The organism is Mesorhizobium shangrilense, assembly GCF_040537815.1.
Lineage (GTDB): Bacteria > Pseudomonadota > Alphaproteobacteria > Rhizobiales > Rhizobiaceae > Mesorhizobium > Mesorhizobium shangrilense.
This window is the reverse complement of sequence record NZ_JBEWSZ010000001.1, coordinates 845,878-867,430: the sequence shown is the minus strand read 5'-3', so window position 1 is coordinate 867,430 and position 21,553 is coordinate 845,878. Positions and strand designations below refer to the sequence as shown.

The following is a 21,553-nucleotide window of genomic DNA, read 5'->3' as shown; positions in this document are numbered from 1 at the left end:
CAAAATGGATATCCACGAATATCAGGCCAAGGAACTGCTGGCACGCCACGGGGTCCATGTCCCGCGCGGCGGGCTGGCCTACAGCCCTGAGCAGGCGACCTACCGCGCCCGCGAGATCGGCGGCGGCAAATGGGTCGTCAAGGCGCAGGTTCACTCCGGCGCGCGTGGCAAGGCTGGCGGTATCAAGCTCTGCGTCAATGACGAGGAAATCTCAAACGCCGCCGAGGCCATGCTGGGGCGCAAGCTGGTGACCCAGCAGACCGGGCCGCGCGGCAAGCTTGTATCGAGGCTCTATCTCGAGGAAGCCGTCGACATCGCACAGGAGCTGTATGTCGGCTTCGTCCTCGACCGCAAGGAAGAGCGCGTCATGATCGTCGCGTCCGCCGCCGGCGGCATGGAGATCGAGGACATCGTCCAGGACGCTCCCGATTCCATCATCCGGACCACGGTCGATCCCGGCGTCGGCATGCAGCGGTTCCAGGCGCGCGAGATCGCCTTCGGCCTCGGCCTGGATCAGAACCTGATCGGCAAGGCGACCGAAACAATCCTCGGCTGTTACCAGGTGTTCCGCGACTACGATGCCTCGATGCTCGAGATCAATCCGCTGGTGGTAACGCGCGACGGCAATCTCGTCGCGCTCGACGCCAAGATGTCGTTCGACGAGAACGCGCTGTTTCGCCGACCGGAAATCTCCGAATTGCGCGACAAGAGCCAGGAGGACCCGCGCGAGACCTTTGCCAGCGACCGTGGCCTTTCCTATGTCGGCCTCGACGGCAATATCGGCTGCATCATCAATGGCGCCGGCCTCGCCATGGCGACGATGGACATGATCAAGATCGCCGGGGGCGAGCCGGCCAACTTCCTCGACATCGGCGGTGGCGCCTCGCCCGAGCGGGTCGCGAAATCGTTCCGAGCCGTGCTTGGCGACAAGAATGTCGAGACCATCCTCGTCAACATTTTCGCCGGCATCAACCGCTGCGACTGGGTCGCCGAGGGTGTCGTCAAGGCGATCCGCGAAGTCGGCGTCAACGTGCCGTTGGTGGTACGGCTCGCCGGCACAAAGGTCGAGGAAGGACGTCGCATACTCGCCGATTCCGGCGAAGCGGTGATCGTTGCCGACACGCTGGCCGAAGCCGCCGAAAAAGCCGTCGCCGCCTGGCGCTCGGTGTCATTGAAAAAAGCAAGCTGAGGGAGCTCAAAAATGGCAATCCTGCTCAACCGCAGCACACGAGTTATCGTTCAGGGGTTCACCGGCAAGATCGGCAGCTTCCACGCCGAGGACATGAAGCGCTATGGCACCAAGCTCGTCGGCGGCGTGACGCCCGGCAAGGGCGGGCAGACGCATCTCGGCCTGCCGATCTTCAACACGGTGAAGGGCGCCGTGCGCGAGACCCGCGCGGAGGCCAGCATCGTTTTCGTGCCGCCGCCGTTTGCCGCTGACTCGATCATGGAAGCCGCGGATGCCGGCATAAAGCTCTGCGTCTGCATCACCGACGGCATTCCTTCGCAGGACATGATGCAGGTCAAGCGTTACATGCGCCGCTATCGCTTCGAGGACCGCATGCGGCTGATCGGACCGAACTGCGCCGGGGTCATCACCCCCGGACAGGCACTTATGGGCATCATGCCGGGCAGCATCTACCTTCCCGGCCGCGTCGGCATCGTCGGGCGCTCGGGCACGCTTGGCTACGAAGCCGCCTCGCAGATGAAGGCCCATGGCATCGGCGTGTCGACCAGCGTCGGCATCGGCGGCGATCCGATCAACGGTTCGTCGTTCAAGGACATGCTGAAGCTGTTCGAGCATGACGACGATACCGACGCCGTGGTGATGATCGGCGAGATCGGCGGCCCCCAGGAAGCCGAAGCCGCGATCTGGGCGCGCGACAACATGCGCAAGCCGCTGATCGCCTATATTGCCGGGCTTTCCGCTCCAAAAGGCAGGCGCATGGGCCATGCCGGCGCGATCATTTCTGCCTTTGGCGAGTCGGCGCAGGAAAAAGTCGAGATCCTCAAGGAAGCCGGCGTCGTCATCGTGCCGACACCCGCGTCCTTTGGTGAGGTCGTTGCCGATACGCTGGCCCGGATGAAGAAGGCGGCGTGATCGGCAAAGTCAAAGACAACGAGTAACGGCTGTAACGAATGCGGCGCGGTCTCTATCAGGCGGCGCCGCATTCATTTCCGATCGCAGGGATGTTTTGGTGCGGTCGAGAATTGTGCCACAATGAGGCCGCGCAAGGACTTGAGCAAGGTGCGGGCCAGGACCGACCTTTGATCTGACTGGTGCAGCGGATAGGCTGGATCTAGGCTACTCGTCCCACCAGATCACGCGACGCACAACGCGGATTTGAGCCAGGCGGCGATTGCGAACCTGGGACGACCTTCCAGATACTCCAACAACAAAAAGCCCTGGACGATGCCAGGGCCAAGAAATTCCATGGTGAAGCAGGTCAGAACTTGTAGTTCACACCGATTATAGCAGTGTGAATTTGTGTCTTCGCGCGAACAAACTCCCCATCGGTGAAGTAATCAGCTCTGCCGAGGTCAAAATATTTGTACTCACCCTTGACCGTCCAATGCTGATCAAGCGCATATTCAATGCCTGCTCCGGCCGTCCATCCCGCCCTTGTCTTCTTGGTTCCGAACACAGTTCCCGAAGAATTCACATCGGAGATATCTACCGTTCCATAGCCAAGGCCGCCAGTGCCATAGACCAACAACCTGTCCGCCGTCCATCCGAGGCGACCCCGCACAGAGCCGAGCATGCTCACCTTGGAATCGCACGAGAAAGTCGGGTTGGGGCATGCAGTTCCACCATGGATGTCCGCGGCGGAAATATCGGCCTCGATGCCGTAGACGATGTTATTGTTCTGAAAATTATACCCAATCTGCAAGCCGCCCAAAACGCCACTGCCGCTGTGGTTGGCAGGGTTTAGGGATGGCAGAAACGCCCAGTCGACATGGCTCCAGCCGCCGCCAATGTTCGCACCAGCGTAGAACCCACTCCAGTTGTACGTCGCAGCAACCGGTGCGGGCTCGGAAGCCACAACGTCGGCGGCCATTGCTCCTGTGGAGGTCAGAGCGGCGAGAACCGCAGCGGCAAGAAGCGTAGGTTTCATAACAAGCCCCTCATGAACTGCATGAGGTATAGAGGCAGCTTCTAATATTAGAAATGTCGCAGCGTGTTCCTTGGAAGGATTTCAATTTTATGTTGTAGTCTAGCAACAGGCGGATCGTCTGATGCGCGTATGGCCCCACCTGTTGCTGCTTCGACACGCCGGACTGTTCGCCGGCCGCCTGTCTACCCAGTCGAATGAATGTGGTCGCCCACACCTATCAATGCAGCCGGCGTGAAGGAGTTGGCACACGGAGTTCGCAAGATCGACGCGACAAAGGCGGCCGAATCCGGTGTCACTGTTGCAGAGCTTGAGGCTTTATTCGGCGGGACGAGAGGAACGATGGCGAGCCTCCACACGAAATCAGCCGATCGAAAGCGGCTGCAAAACAGGCTTCCGAAAAGATCGAGAACACCCAACGCCTGCACCATGAGATACGCGATGCGAGGGAAATCCGAGAAATCACAATGATTTCAATGGTCCGAAATTTGAATGGTGCGGTCGAGAAGACTCGAACTTCCACGGGTTGCCCCACAGCGACCTCAACGCTGCGCGTCTACCAATTCCGCCACGACCGCACGTGGTAGGAGCCGGAACCAACCGGCTCGCGGCGTGTAGCAAATCGTTTCCGGGGAAACAAGTGCGCGGCACGCAATAATCGCCAGTGATTTTGGCATAGTGGTCGAGAAGGTTGAAACGCGCTGTGAACTGGACGTTTTGGCCGATTGCCGCCATATGAAGGAATGTCGCCCAAGGCGCCGAGCGTTTGGGATCGTGACATGGACAAGACAAACACCCAGGGCGTGTCGTGCATTTGAAATGACGAGCCGTGGACGAGACCCGTGATGACAGAACGCAGCCAGATAGCCACGTCGTTCCTGCCCCTGCCCGGTTCCGCGCCGGTCGAATGGCGGATCGAACCCGGCCTCACCGCCTATCCCGATGCGCTTGCCTTCATGGAGGCGCGCGCCGAAGCGATCCGAAGCGGCGCTGCCGGCGAAATGGTCTGGCTGGTCGAGCATCCGCCGCTCTACACCGCCGGCACTTCCGCCCGAATCGAAGACCTCATCGAGCCGGACCGCTTCCCGGTGTTCGCGGCCGGACGCGGTGGCGAATACACCTATCACGGGCCGGGCCAGCGGGTTGCCTATGTCATGCTCGACCTGAAGCGCCGACGCGAGGATGTGCGCGCCTTCGTCGCCGCGCTCGAACAGTGGATCATCGGCACGCTTGCCGCCTTCAATGTGCTGGGCGAACGGCGTGAGGACCGCGTCGGCGTCTGGGTGGTGCGGCCGGATCGTCCCGCACTGCCGGACGGCTCACCCGCCGAGGACAAGATTGCCGCGATTGGCATAAGGCTGCGGCGCTGGGTGAGCTTTCACGGCATCGCCATCAATGTCGAGCCGGATCTCGCGCATTTCGGCGGCATCGTGCCCTGCGGCGTTCAGGACCACGGCGTCACCAGTCTTGTCGATCTCGGCCTGCCGGTGACGATGGCCGACCTCGACCATGCCTTGAAGTCGGCATTCGAGGATGTGTTCGGACCGGCGACCGCCCTGCAGGCGGAAGCCACGCGCAAGGCTGGCTGATTCTCTCTGGCAACCGGCTCAGATCAGCCGTGCCGAAGCCCACAACACCCCGTAGCCGTGGATGGCGAACACCGCCAGCAGCGCCGCCGCCATGACGAATCGGTCGAAGGTGCGGATCGGCTTCAGTTCATGGCGTGGTTTCACGCCACTGCGCATCGTCAGCAGGCTGAGGATTGCAAAGACGGCGCCGGTGCCAAGCAGGAAGTTGGATGAAAAGCCGGCGCGCGACCCGAGCGCCAGAAAGGCGGACAGCAGCGAAAACGAGGCCAGCGCCAGCACGATCGGGCCTGGACAGATCTGGCGCAACACCTGGCCACCATCGAACTTCCACACCGGCACCAGATTGGCGATGTTGAACAGCGCCGCGCAGCCGGCAAGCGTCGTCAGCAACGCTGCCGCGAGCCGATGCCCCTCGCCGCCGGCAAGGATGCTGGCAGCCATCAGCAACGGCACCAGGAAGGCTGAAAAGCCCGCGCCCATCAACGCCACGAACGCCACTTCGAAACGGCTGTCATAGGGCCGCCCGCCAATGGCGATGCCGCCCAGCAGCGGAATGAAGATCATCCGTGCCTTGCGATGTCCTGTCAGTCGGAACGCCGCCATGTGGCCGAGTTCGTGCAGGGCGACCACCGATGTCAGGATCGCGGCCAGTGCCAGGCCACCAAGGTTCAATCCGAAGAACGGCCACAGGATGAGTGCCGAAAGAATGGCAAAACCGACCTGGCTGAGCGGATGCTCGAACCAGCCGCCCTTGCGATACGCGCCGGTCCTGGCCCAGATCTCCAACTTGCCAAGCTCACGGCGCATGGCGAAGTAGCGGAAAACCAGAAAGGCCATGCCGCGGTAACGATCGGTCTGGCTGAGAATCACCCGCGTCCCAGCACCCTCGGAGACCAATTCGGTGGTTTCGCGATAGTCCGCCCAGAAGGACGAATCCAAAGCCGTGTCTTCGATAACGCGCATCGAGAAGCGGCTGTACTCCTCCACATCCTCGAGCATCACCGTGCGCTCGATGGGTTGGCCGTCGCGCCCCTCCCAGGAAAGTCTTATCCGGACCATGCCGCCAGCACCCAGCGATTCGGCGGAAAGGATCTCGCCGGACCAGCCGGCGTCGCTCCCAAGCGGCCACAGCGCCTGCCAGAGGCGTTGCCGGTCCATCTTCACCAGGCGGCTGATCCTGACCGTGCGCAAACCGAGCGGCACGGTCATCAGCAGAAAAATCAGCCCGAGATTGGCGGCCACGAGAATGGCCGTGACGATGGGCGACACCTAGTGCTACTCCCTGTCTTCAGGGCACCCTAGCGTCATGGCGGCAAGAAAGGCTTAACAGCGCAGCCTCCTCGCCAGCAGAAAACATCAGCGACGAGGCGCTGTTCCTCACATCGCTCCGATCCACATCGCCATGGAAATCAGAAACGCACTCATGCACACCAGAGACACAACATCCTGAACAAGATCGGTCATAACGCTCTCCTGTTGTCGATATGTTGCTAATTTGTTCTAATTTTGTTCTAAAGTCAATGACCGAATGGGTATGGAGATAGCCGCAGAAAACAGCTCGGTTAGCGAAAGGTTAACCGGGTCCCTGTCAAACGGCGTTGAAGATTGCCCCTTATCGGTGTGTAATATTCTCTGAGCACGCGGCCAAACCCAAGACCTCGTCAGGCCTCCACCATGGGGAAGCCATCCGCCATCATTCGGCCACGGTGTCGCCATGACGGTGGACGACTCTCCACTGGCCGTCCTCCCGGCGATAGACCTGAGTGACGCGCAACGTGTATGTGCGCGGCTTACCGTCGACCGAAACGGACGTGCGCTCCAGCCCAGCTGTGTAGGCCATGTCGCCGATTACTTCGTACGCCTGCACCTCGAAGACGAATGACGTGCAGTTCGAGAAGCTCTTTCCCAGATGGGCGAAGAGGTCATCAACCTCGGCTTGACCGTTGGCGTTGCGCCACGCACCGAGAACGCTGACCGGCTCACGATGGGACCAGAGCGCCCGGCGTGGCGCCGGGTCACCGTTGTGGAGGGCAAGCTCGGCTTGGTACAGCGAGGTCTTCACCCACGCCAGGAAGTCTTCCCGGTCCGTCATCTTCCTAGCGTCCTCCTTGTGCTGCGCCTTGTCACCATCCAGTAGATTGAATTTCGAAGCTCTTGGGCGTTCAGGATGATCGAGCCGCTATTCAGGCGCTCACGGATTCGAACTTCATATTAGGATGTAATCCTATCTAGATCAGAATGACCCTGAAGGGTCCTCATCCTGAATGGGAGGGGCCGGGTGAAGCTGCCATTGCCTACGCGAGATTCCAGGCCGTTCGCGACAGGAGCGCCGCGAAAGCTACGATTGCGGGCAGCCACAGACTTCCCGATTGAAGCCCTGCACGCACCGGTATGAACCGCCATGCGGGCAACCGAAGATCAAGGAATAGACGGTCGCCAGGATGGCCACCAAGAATAGCAACGCCCCAACCCCGAGAATGATCCTTTTCACGGTGGCCTCCGACCAGCGAGTGCCCAGGATCGTATCACACCGAAACGGTTCCGCGATCACGCCATTTCGCGAGTGCCTGGCCGGTTGCCAGGGTTTGGTGCAGTGGACCTGCTCTGCACCATGGCGGCCGTCCAACCCCAACGCCCCCGCCCGACGAGAGCGCCGGCCTTTACCTTGGTCGCTTGGTCATTTCCCAGGCGACTTTGGGGGTACGACGCATCCTTCTCATCAAGGCACCCTCGTCATCGGCAAATTTCTCGTGATACTTCGCCTGTGGCTGTGGGGAGTGTTGTGATGGCTTGGCGGTTTCTTGGAATTTTGGCGATAGGCCTGATCCCAGTCGCTTTCGTTAGTGGCATTTCGGACGCCGCCAACGCCGACGTGGAGCGCTGCATTCATTCGAAGACACCGAACGACAAGGTCTATTATTGCTCAATTGCATTGAGGGGTAGATCTGGCGGTGAGATGACGGACCGCCTTCTTCTTCGAAGGGGCAATGCGCTCATGCAACTCGGAATATTTTCCGAAGCTGTCAAAGATTTCTCACGTCTCATCGCAGCGAATCCGACTGTGGCTGGCTATGTTGACAATCGCATGGCCGCCCTACGATCCCTCGGCCTTCTTCAAGAGGCTCTCGCGGACGCCAATCACGCAGTAGACATGGCGCCGCACAAAGCCTTTGTCTATCACAGGCGTGGCCTTGTTTTTGAAGACCTGAAACAGTTTCCTGCGGCTTTGAGCGATTTCAACCAAGCAATCTCCCTCGACCCCAACAACGCGGGATTCATGGTTGAACGAGCAAGAATCAAAGTGGAAGCCGGCCGTACAAATGAGGCTATCGAGGACCTTTCTCGCGCCATTGCCCAAGACCCCGGCAATTTGGCCGCCCTCAAGCAGCGCGGTATGGCGCACCTCGCCCTTGGTGATCTCGACTCTGCGGCAAACGATCTTCTGGCCTACAGTCGGGCCGTTCCCGGTGATCCGGACGTCGCAACTGCGATTGCGACCATCAAGCCCGCTATGGGCAAGCCTTCAAGGCAGCTTGATGTCAGTCGCGGCGACTAGCCGGGACGGCATGGACGCCTGACGCAGCCACTACAGCTGCTCGAACGACCGGCTGCCCCTAGCCAAGATCTGAGGTCAGCCCGAGCCGAGAGGCACCACCTTGCCGTCTGCCAGCGTAACACGGCGGTCCATGCGCGAGGCCAGTTCGTGATTGTGGGTGGCGATCAGTGCCGCAAGGCCCGATTGCTTGACCAGCGCACCCAGCGCCTCGAACACATACAAAGCAGTGACAGGGTCGAGATTGCCTGTCGGCTCGTCGGCGAACAGGACCAGCGGCGCATTGGCAACCGCGCGTGCAATGGCGACGCGCTGTTGCTCGCCGCCGGACAATTCGGACGGGCGGTGCAGCGCGCGCTTGCCGATCTGCATATAGTCGAGCAGTTGCGCCGCGCGTTCAGAGGCTTCCTTGCGCGACAGCCCCTTGATCAGCTGCGGCATCATGATGTTTTCGAGCGCCGAGAATTCCGGCAGCAGATGATGGAACTGGTAGACGAAACCAATATCGTTGCGGCGGATCGCGGTACGCTCATCGTCGGAAAGACGCCCGCAGGCGCGGCCGGCCAGGATGACGTCGCCGGCATCGGGTCGCTCCAGCAAGCCGGCGGTGTGCAGGAGCGTCGACTTGCCGGTGCCGGATGGCGCCACCAGCGCCACCATCTCTCCGCGCTTCAGCGAAAAATCGACCCCGTTGAGGATGGTGAGCTTGCGCGGCCCCTGGACATAGTGCCGCTCGACGCTCTTCAACTCGATAATGGCCTCGGCCATCATTCGTACCTCAGGGCTTCGACAGGATCGAGCCTGGCCGCGCGCCACGCCGGAAACAGGGTTGCCAAGAACGACAGCACCAGCGCCATGATCACCACCGAGATCGTCTCGCTGGCGTCCATGCGGGCGGGCAGCTGGCTCAGGAAATAGAGTTCCGGATTGAACAGCACCGTGCCCGAGACCCAGGAGAAGAATTCGCGGATCCGCTCGATGTTGAGACAGATGACGACGCCAAGCAAAACGCCGGCGATGGTGCCGACCACGCCGATGGCGGCCCCCGTCATCAGGAAGATACGCAGGATGGCTCCTCGCGAAGCCCCCATCGTCCTCAGGATGGCGATGTCGTGGCCCTTGTCCTTCACCAGCATGATCAGGCCGGAAATGATGTTGAGGGCGGCCACCAGCACGATCAGCGTCAGGATCATGAACATCACGTTGCGTTCGACCTGGAGGGCGGAGAAGAACGTCTGGTTGCGCTCGCGCCAGTCGGTCAGGAAGACCGGCCGCTGCGCCGCCTCTTCCACCTTCGGCTTCAGCGCGTCGACATCATCGGGATTGTCGACATAGATCTCGATCGTCTGCGCTTGCCTGTCCATGTTGAAATAGAGCTGTGCTTCTGGAAACGGCATATAGACGATGGAACTGTCATACTCGGACATGCCGACTTCGAAGATGGCGTTGACCTTGTAGCCCTTCATGCGCGGCGTCGTGCCGAGCGGCGTCACGTCGCCGTTGGGCGAAATCAGCGTGATGGTGTCGCCGAGCGCGAGGCCGAGATTCTCCGCCATGCGGCTGCCGATGGCGACACCGTCGCTGGCGTCGAAATTGGCGATCGTGCCCTGCTTGATATTGCTGGCGACGATCGAGATCTTGCTGAGATCTTCACCGCGTATGCCACGCACCAGCGCGCCGGCGCCGCCGCCGACACTGCCTTGCGCCAGCACCTGTCCGTCGATCAGTGGAATGGCATATTTGACGCCGGCCACGCCGTTGATACGGCCGGCGACCTGCGCATAGTCTTCCAGCGGCGTGTCGATCGGCTGCACGATCAGGTGGCCGTTGACGCCGAGGATGCGCGTCAAAAGTTCAGCGCGAAACCCGTTCATGACCGCCATGACGACGATCAGCGTGGCCACCCCCAGCATGATGCCGAGGAAAGAGATCGAGGCGATGACGGAGATCACCGTCTCTTTGCGCCGCGAGCGCAAATAGCGCCACGCCACCATGCGCTCGAAGACGGAAAAAGGGCCGGCGCCCGCTGATCTCGCTACCGCGGCCTCGCTCATGCGGCGGCACCGAATCGCTTCTTCGCTTCGGCCAGGGGCAGCGTCTCGCGCTCGCCTGTCTTGCGGTTCTTGATCTCGATCTCGCCCGCGGCCACGCCGCGCGGTCCCACGATCACCTGCCAAGGCAAGCCGATCAGGTCGGCGGTGGCGAACTTGCCGCCCGGCCGCTGGTCGGTGTCATCATAGAGCACGTCCTTGCCGGCAGCGACGAAGGCCGCATGAAGCTCGCCGCAGACGCGGTCGCATTCGGCGTCGCCCACCTTCATGTTGATCAGGCCGATATCGAAGGGCGCGACCGCCTCGGGCCAGATGATGCCGTTGTCGTCATGGCTGGCCTCGATGATCGCCGCGACGAGCCGCGACGGCCCGATGCCGTAGGAACCTCCCGACACGAAGTGATCCTTGCCGTCAGGCCCGGTCACCTTGGCGCCCATCGGCTTTGAGTATTTGTCGCCGAAATGGAAGATGTGGCCAACCTCGATGCCGCGTGCCGAGACCCTGTCGCTTTCGCCGACTTTTGCCCAGGCCGCCTCGTCGTGCATTTCGTCGGTGGCGGCGTAAGGCGTCGTCCATGTCTTGACGATGTCGGCGATCTCGGTGTCATCGGAGAAGTTGGTGTCCGCGCCCGGCACGGGCAGCGAAAGGTACTCACGCTCGCAGTAGACCTGGCTCTCGCCGGTTTCGGCCAAGATGATGAATTCGTGGCTGAGGTCACCGCCGATAGGGCCGGTATCCGCCCGCATCGGAATCGCCTGCAGGCCCATGCGCGTGAACGTTCTGAGATAGGACACGAACATGCGGTTGTAGGCCGCCTTGGCGCCCTCGAAGTCGAGATCGAAGGAATAGGCGTCCTTCATCAGGAATTCGCGCGAGCGCATCACGCCGAAGCGGGGCCGCACCTCGTCGCGGAATTTCCACTGGATGTGGTAGAGATTGAGCGGCAGGTCCTTGTAGGACTTCACATAGGCGCGCACGATCTCGGTGACCACTTCCTCATTGGTCGGACCATAGAGCATGTCGCGGTCCTGGCGGTCCTTGATGCGCAGCATCTCCTTGCCATAGTCGTCATAGCGGCCGCTTTCGCGCCACAACTCGGCGGACTGGATCGTCGGCATCAGGATTTCGAGCGCACCGGCGCGGTCCTGCTCCTCGCGAATGATCTGGCAGACCTTGTCCAGCACCCGCTTGCCCAGTGGCAGCCAGGAAAAGCTGCCTTGCCCCTGCTGGCGGATCATGCCGGCACGCAGCATCAGCCGGTGCGAGACGATTTCGGCCTCGCGAGGATTTTCTTTGAGGATGGGCAGGAAATAGCGCGACAAACGCATGGACTGGTCCGTGAGTGAGGAGACCGCGCAGGAATCGCACGGCACTGGCTTGCTTGCCCCGGCTTCATAGCCATTTCATGGCCGGATGGAAACCCGGCCCGCCGCATCGGTCCGAAATCGGAAATCGATCGTCGCACCGCTCGATGTGCAACTTCAACGTGCCTGGGTATCCCTTGCGCCTCCGACGGACGCGGCGCTCTCGGTGAACAATAGTTCACCCACATAGCTTACTGTTCTTTTTGCAAGCAAAGGCTGCCGCACTATTGTGCAGTGCAGCACGAGATTGCCCGTTTCAGGGCAAAATTCTTCGTGACATTTTCATCTGCCTTAGGCTAGTGTGCCCCGATAACCGAGAGGGCAGAGAAAAATCTGCTCTCCTACGCGGTCAAAGTCTTGGGAGGATGCGATCTAGGCGCGGTTACTCGCTGCCGCCGGAAACCGGAAACAGATCGGACGCGTTTAAATTGCAAGGCCTCGTGCCTTGCATTTTTTTTGTGCAAACATCTGCTTAGCGCCAAGAGCTCTCAAACCGCATGACCTCGCGTCAGCGCGAGGCTCAATGCCACAGCCCGGCCATTCGACCGGACTGGCGCTTCACCCAGGGACACCCCAGGCTGCTTTGCCGACGAACCTATTTTGCAGGTGCCTGCGACGCTTCCGGGATGATGTGCGGGATCTCGTCGAGACTGTACCCAAGTCCGTGCGTCAGGCCATAGAAAATGCCCATGACAACCGCCGTCGCGAGGGTGGTGCGGATGATGGCGCGCAGCATATGCGGCCCGCGCGGCGCACTCGGAACCGTGCCCAGCGTCACGTCATGATCGTCGTCCTGCGTCCTGACGCTGAACGGCAGCACGGCGAACAACACAACCCACCAGGTTGCGAAGAACAGCGCGGTGAACGAAACCCAGCTCATGATTGTTCCAGTTCGATCAGAGTGCCGAAGAAATCCTTGGGATGCAGGAACAGCACCGGCTTGCCATGCGCACCGAGCTTCGGGTTTCCGTCACCCAACACACGCGCACCGGCGGCCTTGAGCTGATCTCGAGCAGCCAGGATGTCCTCCACTTCGTAGCACAGATGATGCATGCCGCCGGAAGGGCTCTTCTCGAGGAACGCAGCGATCGGCGACCCCTCGCCCAGCGGCTCCAGCAATTCGATCTTGGTGTTGCCGACATCGACAAACACCACGGTGACGCCATGTTCGGGCAGCGCCAGAGGCTCGGCCACGTGGGCGCCCAGCGTATTGCGATAGGCGGCAACAGCGGCAGTCAGGTCCGGTACGGCAAGCGCCACATGGTTCAGGCGTCCGAGCATTTGAGCTCCGTGATGGGTTAGGGGAGTAGGGCAATAAGGCAGTATGGCAGTATGGCAGTAGGGAAAACGGGCTGAAGGTCGAGCGCGACGCTACTTGCCTTCCCTATTGCCCTATTGCCCTATTGCCTTACTGCCCTACTCCCTTATTCCCCTATTCTTCACCTTGTGACAAACACCGTCACCAGCGGCTTCTTGCCCCAGGCTTCGTTGGCGGCGCCGCGCACGGCGCGACGCACCGCCTCCTGCACTAGGTCGAGGTCTTTCCGGCGCTGACGGGGAATTGAGTCCACCGCGCCGACCGCCGCATCGATCATCAGGTCCTCGAGCGTCTCGCCGCTGGCATCGGCTTCGGCGACGCCAATCGCGACCAGATCGGGGTCGCCGGCCAGTTCGTACTTGTCGTCCAGCACGACGTTGACCGCAACATGGCCGGCAAAGGACAGCTTGCGCCGGTCACGAATGCCCATCGCCTGGTCGGTGCCGATCAGCCTGCCGTCCTTGTAGACACGGCCGAATGGTACCTGGTCGATGATGGTGGCGGCGCCAGGAGCAAGCCGCAGCATGTCGCCGTCGCGCACCTGCGCCACCTGGCCGATGCCGGACATCGACATCAGCGATCCCTGCGCGACCAGATGCGCGGCCTCGCCATGGACGGGAACGCCGATCTGAGGACGCACCCATTCATACATCTTGCGCAATTCGCTGCGGCGCGGATGGCCGGAAACATGCACCAGCGCATCGCCATCCTCGATGATCTTGATGCCAAGGTCGATGAGCCGGTTCTTGATTTCGAGGATCGCCTTCTCATTGCCGGGAATGGTGCGCGATGAAAACACCACGGTATCGCCGGCCGTCAGCGACACCGACTTCATCTCCTCACGCGACAGTTTCGCAAGTGCCGCCAGCGGCTCGCCCTGGCTGCCGGTGCAGATGATGACCAGGTTCTCGCGCGGGATGAAGCCGTAATCCTCCTCGCCGATGAATTCGGGCAGGCCGTCCATGTAGCCGAGCTCGCCGGCCACATCGATGACGCGCTTGAGCGAGCGGCCCAGCACCAGGCACTGGCGGCCGGCATCGCGCGCCGCCCGGGCGATGGAAACGATACGTCCCACATTGGAGGAGAATGTAGTGACGGCGACGCGGCCCTTGGCGCTCTGGATAACGCCTTTGAGGCCTTCTCCAACCGCCACTTCCGAGGGAGACTCGCCTTCCCGCAGCGCATTGGTCGAATCGCAGATCAGTGCCAGAACACCCTTCTCGCCGTAAGCGCGAAAACGCGCTTCGTCGGTCTTGGGTCCAATCGTCGGTTCCGGATCGATCTTCCAGTCGCCGGTGTGAATGACCGTGCCGAGCGGGGTGGTGATGGCCAGCGACATCGGTTCTGGAATCGAATGCGCGACCGGGATCGCCTCGATCTGGAACGGACCGACGGTGAACGTCTCGCCCGCCTTGTAGATTGTCACCGGGATTTTCGGCGCGCCCTGTTCGCCCTGGCGCTTGGCTTCCAGCAAGCCGGCGCTGAACGGCGTCATCCAGACCGGCGCCTTGATCTTCGGCCAGGTGTCGAGCAACGCACCATAATGGTCTTCATGCGCATGGGTGATGATGATGCCGCGCAGATTGGCGAGGTTCTCCTCGATGAAGCGCGTGTCGGGCAGCACCAGGTCGACGCCCGGCAGGCTGGCATCGGGAAAGGTCACGCCGACATCGATGACGATCCATTCGCGCGCATTGGCCGGACCGTAGCCATAGAGTGCGAAGTTCATGCCGATCTCGCCGACGCCGCCGAGTGGCACGAAGACGAGTTCAGCGTTTTCCGCTTTCGCCATGATATTCCCTTCCTGGCCGGTCAAGCCAAGCCCATCAAACCAAGCCCATCAAACACGGGCCGACGCAACCGCGCCGAAATGGACGTCGCCGGCGGCGATCGTCAGAACCGAGCCCTGATCGTCGCGGATCACGAAACGGCAGTCCTCGTCAATGGTTTCGAATGTACCGCGCACCACATTACCGTCAATTCTGACAGCAACCTGCCCACCAAGCCCCGCGGCACGCTTCAGCCAACGCTGCCTGATCGCGGAAAGCCCGCGTCCGTCATTCCACAGCCGGGCATTCTCGCTCCAGGCATCCGACAGCGCCAGGAACAGCGTTTCCGCATCGCATGTCGCCCCCAACGCGCCAAGCGATGTCGCCGGATAAGGCAGATCGTCGGGAAAAGCCACAACATTGACGCCGATGCCGACCGCAACGCCGAAACGGCCGCCTTCCAGCACCGCCGATTCCAGCAGTATGCCGGCAAGCTTGGCGCCGGAGGCCAACACATCATTGGGCCATTTCAGTTCGAAGCGATTTCGGCCTTCGCTGGCGCCGTCGAGTCCTACAGCGATCCGGCCCTTCGGCACGACAGCATCCAATGCATCGGAGAGAGCCAGGCCAGCGACAAAACCGAGTGTCGCCGCGAGCCTGAGCTCGGCCTTGGTGATGACAAGCAGCGTCGCCGCCAGATTGCCCTCGGGCGACAACCAGGCACGGCCACGCCGGCCACGCCCGTTTTCCTGCTTCTTGGAGACGACCCATAAATTGCCGGGGTCACCTGCCCTTGCATGGTCGAGCGCCACCGCATTGGTGGAGCCGACGCTGTCATGCGCCTCGAGCCGGAACCCTTCCGACGCCGAGGTTGGAGCCAGCCGAAATGCCATCCCGTCAGAAAAATGTCTTGGCGGCGGCTTCGGCGTAAGTGCTGATCGGCCCGCCGATCAGCACGTAGAACAGCACGAAGGCGCCGGAGACGCCGAGCACGAGGCGCAGTTCACTGCCCATCGGCACGAAGCCGCCGACCGGTTCATCGAACCACATGATCTTGATGATGCGCAGGTAGTAATAGGCGCCCACCACGGAAGCCAGAACGCCGATGATCGCCAACGCGTAGAGGTGGGCGTTGATGGCGGCGAGGAAGACGTACCACTTCCCCCAGAACCCGGCGAGCGGCGGGATGCCGGCCAGCGAGAACATCAGGATGGTCAGGATGGTCGCCATGATCGGATTGGTCGACGACAGGCCGGCCAGATCGCTGATCCGCTCGACATTGCCTTCCTTGCGCCGCATGGCGAGGATGAAGGCGAAGGTGCCCAGAGTCATCACCAGATAGATCAGCATGTAGATGGCGACGCCGCGCACGCCGTCCTGGCTGTTGGCGGCAAGGCCGACCAGCGCATAGCCCATATGGCCGATGGACGAATAGGCCATCAGCCGCTTGATGTTGGTCTGGCCGATCGCGGCGAAGGCGCCGAGCACCATCGAGGCGATCGAGATGAAGACGATGATCTGCTGCCAGTCGGAAGCGATCGGCTTGAACGCGCCCATGGTGACGCGCACCAAGAGCGCCATTGCCGCCATCTTCGGCGCCGCCGCCAGGAATGCCGTCACCGGCGTCGGCGCACCTTCATAGACGTCGGGCGTCCACATATGGAACGGCACCGCCGAGATCTTGAAGGCAAGGCCTGCCAGCACGAAGACCAGGCCGAAGACGAGGCCGAGTTGACGCTCGCCGCTGCCCAGTGCGGTGGCGATCTCCTGGAAGCCGGTGTTGCCGGTGTAGCCATAGACCAGGCTGATGCCATAGAGCAGCATGCCTGACGACAGCGCGCCAAGGACGAAATACTTCAGGCCGGCTTCGGTCGAGCGCAGATTGTCGCGGTTGATCGCGGCCAGCACGTAGATCGCCAGCGACTGCAGTTCGAGGCCGAGATAGAGCCCGATCATGCTGTTTGCCGAGATCATCAGCATCATGCCGAGCGTGCACAGCAGGATCAGCACCGGATATTCGAACTTGTCGAAATGCTCGGCCTTGGCAAAGCGCACCGACATGACCAGCGTCACCGCCGAGCCGACCAGCGCCAGCACCTTCATGAAGCGAGCGAAGGAATCCTGGATGAAGGCGCCGCCATAGGCATTGCCCTGCCCGGTGGAGAAGATCATCCATCCGCCGGCAATCACCAGCACGATAACGGCAAGGCCGGTCACCAGGGTGCTGGTGTTTCCGCGCGAATAGGCGCCAACCATCAAGAGCACGAGGGCGCCGATGGCGAGGATGAGCTCTGGCGTCGAGAGCGACAGGCTGGAGATAAGGTCCGGCGTCATGGTTCGCAAAACCCCTGGTCAGTTCGCCGCCGCGGTCTGCGCGGTGCCGATGGATGCGGTGACATTGGTGACGAGCGCTTTGACCGATTGGGCCGTCGCGTCGAAGACGGGTGCCGGATAGACGCCGAAGAAGATGATCAGCACGACCAGCGGGTAGATGATCACCTTCTCGCGCAACGACAGGTCGAGCAGGCCCTTCAGGCTGTCCTTGGTCAGCGCGCCGAAGATGACCCGGCGGTAGAGCCAGAGCGCATAGGCGGCCGACAGGATGACGCCGGTGGCGGCGAAGAACGCCACCCAGGTGTTGACCTTGAACACGCCGAGCATGGTCAGGAACTCACCAACGAAGCCGCTGGTGCCGGGCAGGCCGACATTGGCCATGGTGAAGATCAGGAACACTGTGGCGTATTTCGGCATGTTGTTGACCAGGCCGCCATAGGCGTCGATCTCGCGTGTGTGCATGCGGTCATAGATGACGCCGACGCAGAGGAACAGCGCACCGGACACAAGGCCGTGGCTGAGCATCTGGAAGATCGAGCCCTGGATGCCTTCCTGGTTCATCGCGAAGATGCCCATGGTGACGAAGCCCATGTGCGCGACCGACGAATAGGCGATCAGCTTCTTCATGTCCGCCTGCATCAGCGCCACCAGCGAAGTGTAGATGATGGCGACGACGGAGAGCGTGAAGACCAGCGGCGCGAACATCTCGGACGCCAGCGGGAACATCGGCAGCGAGAAGCGCAGGAAGCCGTACCCGCCCATCTTCAGGAGGATGCCGGCCAGGATCACCGAACCCGCGGTTGGCGCCTCGACGTGTGCATCGGGCAGCCAGGTGTGCACCGGCCACATCGGCATCTTCACCGCGAAGGAGGCGAAGAAGGCCAGCCATAGCCATGTCTGCATGTTGGCCGGGAAGTTGTGCGTCAAAAGCGTCGGGATGTCGGTGGTGCCGGACTGGTAGAACATCGCCATGATGGCGAGCAGCATCAGCACCGAGCCGGCCAGCGTGTAGAGGAAGAACTTGAACGAGGCGTAGACGCGCCGCTTGCCGCCCCACACGCCGATGATGATGAACATCGGGATCAGGCCGGCTTCGAAGAAGACGTAGAACAGCACGATGTCAAGCGCGCAGAACACGCCGATCATCAGCGTTTCCAAGAGCAGGAAGGCGATCATGTAGGCCTTGACGCGCTTTTCGATCGATTCCCACGACGCCAGGATGCAGAGCGGCATCAGGAAGGTGGTGAGGATGACGAACAGCATGGAAATGCCGTCGACGCCCATATGGTAGGAGATGCCGGAGTCGAGCCAGGCAACCTTCTCGACGAACTGGAAGCCCGCCTGCGAATTGTCGAAGCCGGTCCAGATGAACAGCGAGATCAGAAAGGTGAAGGTCGTCGTCAACAGCGCGATGGCGCGGATGTTGCGGCGTGCGTTCTCGCTGTCATCGTTGATGAACAGGATAAGCAGCACACCAACCAGCGGCAGGAAGGTGACCAGCGACAGAATGGGCCAGGCGGTCATCAGAGCATCATCCAGGTGACGAGTGCGGCAACGCCGATCAGCATGGCGAAGGCATAGTGATAGAGGTAGCCGGTCTGCAGCTTGACGACCCGGTTGGTGACGTCGACGACGCGCGCTGAAATACCGTCGGGGCCGAGACCGTCGATGATGGTGCCGTCACCGGTCTTCCACAGGAAGGTACCGAGGCGCTTCGCCGGCCGCACGAACAGGAAGTCGTAGAGCTCGTCGAAATACCACTTGTTGAGCAGGAAGGCATAGAGCCCGCGATGCTGCGCAGCCAGGTTCACCGGCATTTCCGGCGAGCGGATGTAGAATTTCCAGGCCAGCGCGAAGCCGATGACCATGGCGATGAAGGGCGACAACTCGACCCACAGCGGCAGTTCATGGATCTCGTGCAGGATGTGGTTGTCCGGCAGCGTGAACAGCGACGCCTTCCAGAACTCGGCATAGCCCTCACCGATGAAGGCGCCGTGGAAGATGATGCCCGCGAACAATGCGCCAGCGGCCAGGATGAACAGCGGCACCAGCATGACCGGCGGCGATTCATGGACGTGATGCATGACGTCATGGCTCGCCCGCGGCTTGCCGTGGAAGGTCATGAAGATCAGGCGCCAGGAATAGAAGGAGGTGAAGCAGGCGGCGATGACCAGCAGTATGAAGGCAAGGCTAGCGACCGAATTGTGTCCGGCAAAGGCACTCTCGATGATCGCGTCCTTGGAGAAGAAGCCGGCGGTGCCAATGACCGTCACCGGAATGCCGACGCCGGTCAGCGCCAGCGTGCCGATCACCATCATCCAGTAGGTGGTGGGGATCAGCTTCCGCAGCCCGCCCATCTTGCGCATGTCCTGCTCGTCGGAGACGGCATGGATGACCGAGCCCGAGCCGAGGAACAGCAGCGCCTTGAAGAAAGCATGCGTGAACAGGTGGAAGATCGCGGCACCGTAGGCGCCGACGCCCAGCGCCACGAACATGTAACCGAGCTGTGAGCAGGTCGAATAGGCGATGACGCGCTTGATATCGTTCTGGACGAGGCCGACCGTCGCCGCGAAGAAGGCGGTGAAGGCGCCGATGAAGGTGACCACGGTCAGCGCCGAATGCGACAGTTCGAACAGCGGCGACAGGCGCGCCAGCATGAACACGCCGGCCGTCACCATGGTGGCGGCATGGATCAGCGCGGAAACCGGCGTCGGGCCTTCCATGGCGTCTGGCAGCCAGGTGTGCAGTGGCACCTGCGCGGACTTGCCCATGGCGCCCATGAACAGCAGCAGACACACGATGGTCATGGCCGCCTGCTTGTCCAGCGCATGGCCAAGGAAGGTCAGCACGGCGGCTCCTTGCGGTGCGCCTTCGGCCGGAATGTAGGTCGCCGCATTGGCGAAGATGGTGCCCAGATTGACCGAGCCGAACAGCACGAACACGCCGAAGATGCCGAGCGCGAAGCCGAAATCGCCGACACGGTTGACGACGAAGGCCTTGATGGCGGCGGCGTTAGCCGACGGCTTCTTGTACCAGAAGCCGATCAGCAGATAGGAAGCCAGGCCCACCCCTTCCCAACCGAAGAACATCTGCACGAGATTATCGGCCGTCACCAGCATCAGCATGGCGAAGGTGAACAGCGAAAGATAGGCGAAGAAACGCGGCCGGTTCGGATCGTGGTGCATGTAGCCGATCGAGTAGATGTGGACCAGCGCCGAGACAGTGTTGACCACCACCAGCATCACCACCGTCAGCGTGTCGATGCGCAGCGCCCAGGACGCCTCGAGCCCACCCGACTGGATCCAGCGCAGCACCGGCACAGTGAACACTTCGCCATGGCCGAAGCCGACGGCGAAGAAGGCGACCCATGACAGCACGGCCGATATCACCAGGAAGCCCGAGGTGATGTATTCGGATGCCTTGGCGCCGAGCGAATTGCCGAACAGGCCGACGATCAGGAAGCCAAGCAGGGGAAGGAAGACGATCGCTTGATACATAATAGCCCCGTCAACCCTTCATCATGTTCACGTCTTCGACCGCGATCGAGCCGCGGTTGCGGAAGAAGACGACGAGAATCGCCAGTCCGATGGCGGCCTCAGCCGCCGCGACCGTCAGCACGAACAGCGCGAACACCTGGCCGACCAGATCGCCGAGCACCGCCGAGAAGGCGACGAAATTGATGTTGACCGCCAGCAGGATCAGCTCGATCGACATCAGGATGACGATGATGTTCTTGCGGTTCAGGAAGATGCCGAACACGCCCAGCGTGAACAGGATCGCCGATACGGTGAGGTAGTGCGCGATGCCGACGACCATCTCAGAGTCCCTCGCCTGTCTTGACCTTGCGGATTTCCATTCCGGTGGCCGGCGTGCGGCCGACCTGGGCTGCGATCGACTGTCGCTTGACGCCCGGCTTGTGGCGCAGCGTCAGCACGATGGCGCCGATCATGGCCACCAGCAGGATGAGCCCCGAAACCTGGAAGTAGTAGAGGTAGTCCGTATAGAGGATGTCGCCGAGCGCCGCTGTGTTCGTGCGCGTCGCGAGATCCGGAATGGGCTTGGACACCGTCGCGGCGAGCTTCGGCGCGAATGTATAGCCCCCGAGCACGACGATCAGTTCCGCCGCCAGGATCAGCCCGACCAGCGCGCCGATCGGTGCGTATTGCAGGGCGCCCTCTTTCATTTCAGCGAAGTCGACGTCGAGCATCATGACGACGAACAGGAACAACACCATCACCGCGCCGACGTAGACGACGATCAGGATCAGCGCCAGGAACTCGGCCCCGGTCAGCATGAACAGGCCGGCGGCGTTGAAGAAGGTCAGGATCAGGAACAGCACCGAATGCACCGGGTTGCGCGATGAAATAACCATGAACGCCGACGCCACCGCGACAAAGGCGAAGAGGTAGAAAAAGGCCGCCTCTAGTCCACTCAGCATGGGGTTCCCCCGGGTTCCTGTCCG

Annotated in this window: 19 protein-coding genes and 1 tRNA gene; 4 read left to right on the top strand and 16 right to left on the bottom strand. The window is 61.6% G+C overall.

Annotation, left to right across the window (positions count from 1 at the left end; translation table 11 throughout):
* Positions 1–4: 4 nt before the first annotated feature.
* Together ABVQ20_RS04510 and sucD are read left to right on the top strand one after the other, a co-directional pair.
* Entirely contained in the window at positions 5–1,189 is a 1,185-nt protein-coding gene (locus ABVQ20_RS04510) for a malate--CoA ligase subunit beta (RefSeq protein WP_354458304.1), read from the top strand.
* A gap of 12 nt (positions 1,190–1,201) precedes the next feature.
* Positions 1,202–2,101: a succinate--CoA ligase subunit alpha gene (gene sucD / locus ABVQ20_RS04505; RefSeq protein WP_354458302.1), complete on the top strand. Its 900-nt coding sequence runs from the start codon at positions 1,202–1,204 to the stop codon at positions 2,099–2,101.
* A gap of 346 nt (positions 2,102–2,447) precedes the next feature.
* Here the strand turns inward: sucD and ABVQ20_RS04500 are convergent, their stop codons facing one another.
* On the bottom strand, positions 2,448–3,116 hold the full coding sequence (locus ABVQ20_RS04500; RefSeq protein WP_354458301.1) for an outer membrane protein: 669 nt from the start codon (positions 3,114–3,116) through the stop codon (positions 2,448–2,450).
* A 490-nt stretch (positions 3,117–3,606) separates the two neighbouring features.
* Positions 3,607–3,691 (bottom strand) — tRNA-Leu (locus tag ABVQ20_RS04490).
* 267 nt (positions 3,692–3,958) lie between these two features.
* Between ABVQ20_RS04490 and lipB the strand changes: the two genes are divergently transcribed.
* Complete coding sequence (gene lipB / locus ABVQ20_RS04485) at positions 3,959–4,702, top strand: lipoyl(octanoyl) transferase LipB (RefSeq protein WP_354458300.1); 744 nt, start codon at positions 3,959–3,961, stop codon at positions 4,700–4,702.
* Between the two features lie 18 nt (positions 4,703–4,720).
* On the opposite strand, the gene ABVQ20_RS04480 is transcribed toward lipB, so the two are convergent.
* Positions 4,721–5,971 carry a site-2 protease family protein gene (locus ABVQ20_RS04480; RefSeq protein WP_354458298.1) on the bottom strand — a complete coding sequence of 417 codons (1,251 nt, stop codon included), beginning with the start codon at positions 5,969–5,971 and terminating at the stop codon, positions 4,721–4,723.
* Between the two features lie 424 nt (positions 5,972–6,395).
* Positions 6,396–6,794, bottom strand: a complete 399-nt coding sequence (locus ABVQ20_RS04475) for a nuclear transport factor 2 family protein (protein WP_354458297.1) — start codon at positions 6,792–6,794, stop codon at positions 6,396–6,398.
* Positions 6,795–7,487: 693 nt separating this feature from the next.
* Here ABVQ20_RS04475 and ABVQ20_RS04470 point away from each other — a divergent pair.
* Complete coding sequence (locus ABVQ20_RS04470; protein ID WP_354458296.1) at positions 7,488–8,258, top strand: tetratricopeptide repeat protein; 771 nt, start codon at positions 7,488–7,490, stop codon at positions 8,256–8,258.
* Between the two features lie 75 nt (positions 8,259–8,333).
* On the opposite strand, the gene ABVQ20_RS04465 is transcribed toward ABVQ20_RS04470, so the two are convergent.
* The 12 genes from ABVQ20_RS04465 to ABVQ20_RS04410 all read right to left on the bottom strand — a co-directional run bounded on the left by ABVQ20_RS04465 (position 8,334) and on the right by ABVQ20_RS04410 (position 21,529).
* Positions 8,334–9,026: an ABC transporter ATP-binding protein gene (locus tag ABVQ20_RS04465; RefSeq protein WP_354458295.1), complete on the bottom strand. Its 693-nt coding sequence runs from the start codon at positions 9,024–9,026 to the stop codon at positions 8,334–8,336.
* Positions 9,023–10,309, bottom strand: a complete 1,287-nt coding sequence (locus ABVQ20_RS04460; protein ID WP_354458294.1) for a lipoprotein-releasing ABC transporter permease subunit — start codon at positions 10,307–10,309, stop codon at positions 9,023–9,025. Before ABVQ20_RS04460 ends, ABVQ20_RS04465 begins: the two co-directional genes overlap by 4 nt.
* Entirely contained in the window at positions 10,306–11,634 is a 1,329-nt protein-coding gene (gene proS / locus ABVQ20_RS04455; RefSeq protein ID WP_354458293.1) for a proline--tRNA ligase, read from the bottom strand. The genes ABVQ20_RS04460 and proS overlap by 4 nt, the downstream gene beginning before the upstream one ends.
* A gap of 631 nt (positions 11,635–12,265) precedes the next feature.
* Positions 12,266–12,550: a DUF1467 family protein gene (locus tag ABVQ20_RS04450; protein WP_354458292.1), complete on the bottom strand. Its 285-nt coding sequence runs from the start codon at positions 12,548–12,550 to the stop codon at positions 12,266–12,268.
* Positions 12,547–12,951, bottom strand: coding sequence for a methylmalonyl-CoA epimerase (mce, locus tag ABVQ20_RS04445; RefSeq protein WP_354458291.1), 405 nt, complete (start codon positions 12,949–12,951; stop codon positions 12,547–12,549). Before mce ends, ABVQ20_RS04450 begins: the two co-directional genes overlap by 4 nt.
* A 158-nt stretch (positions 12,952–13,109) precedes the next feature.
* Positions 13,110–14,780: a ribonuclease J gene (locus ABVQ20_RS04440; protein WP_354458290.1), complete on the bottom strand. Its 1,671-nt coding sequence runs from the start codon at positions 14,778–14,780 to the stop codon at positions 13,110–13,112.
* Between the two features lie 48 nt (positions 14,781–14,828).
* Complete coding sequence (locus tag ABVQ20_RS04435; RefSeq protein WP_354458289.1) at positions 14,829–15,650, bottom strand: biotin--[acetyl-CoA-carboxylase] ligase; 822 nt, start codon at positions 15,648–15,650, stop codon at positions 14,829–14,831.
* A gap of 4 nt (positions 15,651–15,654) precedes the next feature.
* Positions 15,655–17,091 (bottom strand): NADH-quinone oxidoreductase subunit NuoN, encoded by a 1,437-nt coding sequence (gene nuoN, locus ABVQ20_RS04430; protein WP_354458287.1) that lies wholly within the window; start codon positions 17,089–17,091, stop codon positions 15,655–15,657.
* An 18-nt stretch (positions 17,092–17,109) separates the two neighbouring features.
* Positions 17,110–18,615: an NADH-quinone oxidoreductase subunit M gene (locus tag ABVQ20_RS04425; RefSeq protein ID WP_354458286.1), complete on the bottom strand. Its 1,506-nt coding sequence runs from the start codon at positions 18,613–18,615 to the stop codon at positions 17,110–17,112.
* Positions 18,615–20,588: an NADH-quinone oxidoreductase subunit L gene (gene nuoL, locus ABVQ20_RS04420; RefSeq protein ID WP_354458284.1), complete on the bottom strand. Its 1,974-nt coding sequence runs from the start codon at positions 20,586–20,588 to the stop codon at positions 18,615–18,617. Before nuoL ends, ABVQ20_RS04425 begins: the two co-directional genes overlap by 1 nt.
* A 10-nt stretch (positions 20,589–20,598) precedes the next feature.
* The gene (nuoK, locus tag ABVQ20_RS04415) at positions 20,599–20,907 is read right to left on the bottom strand and encodes an NADH-quinone oxidoreductase subunit NuoK (protein ID WP_227346766.1); all 309 of its coding nucleotides are present in this window, start codon (positions 20,905–20,907) and stop codon (positions 20,599–20,601) included.
* 1 nt (position 20,908) lies between these two features.
* Entirely contained in the window at positions 20,909–21,529 is a 621-nt protein-coding gene (locus tag ABVQ20_RS04410) for an NADH-quinone oxidoreductase subunit J (RefSeq protein WP_354458283.1), read from the bottom strand.
* Positions 21,530–21,553: the final 24 nt, after the last annotated feature.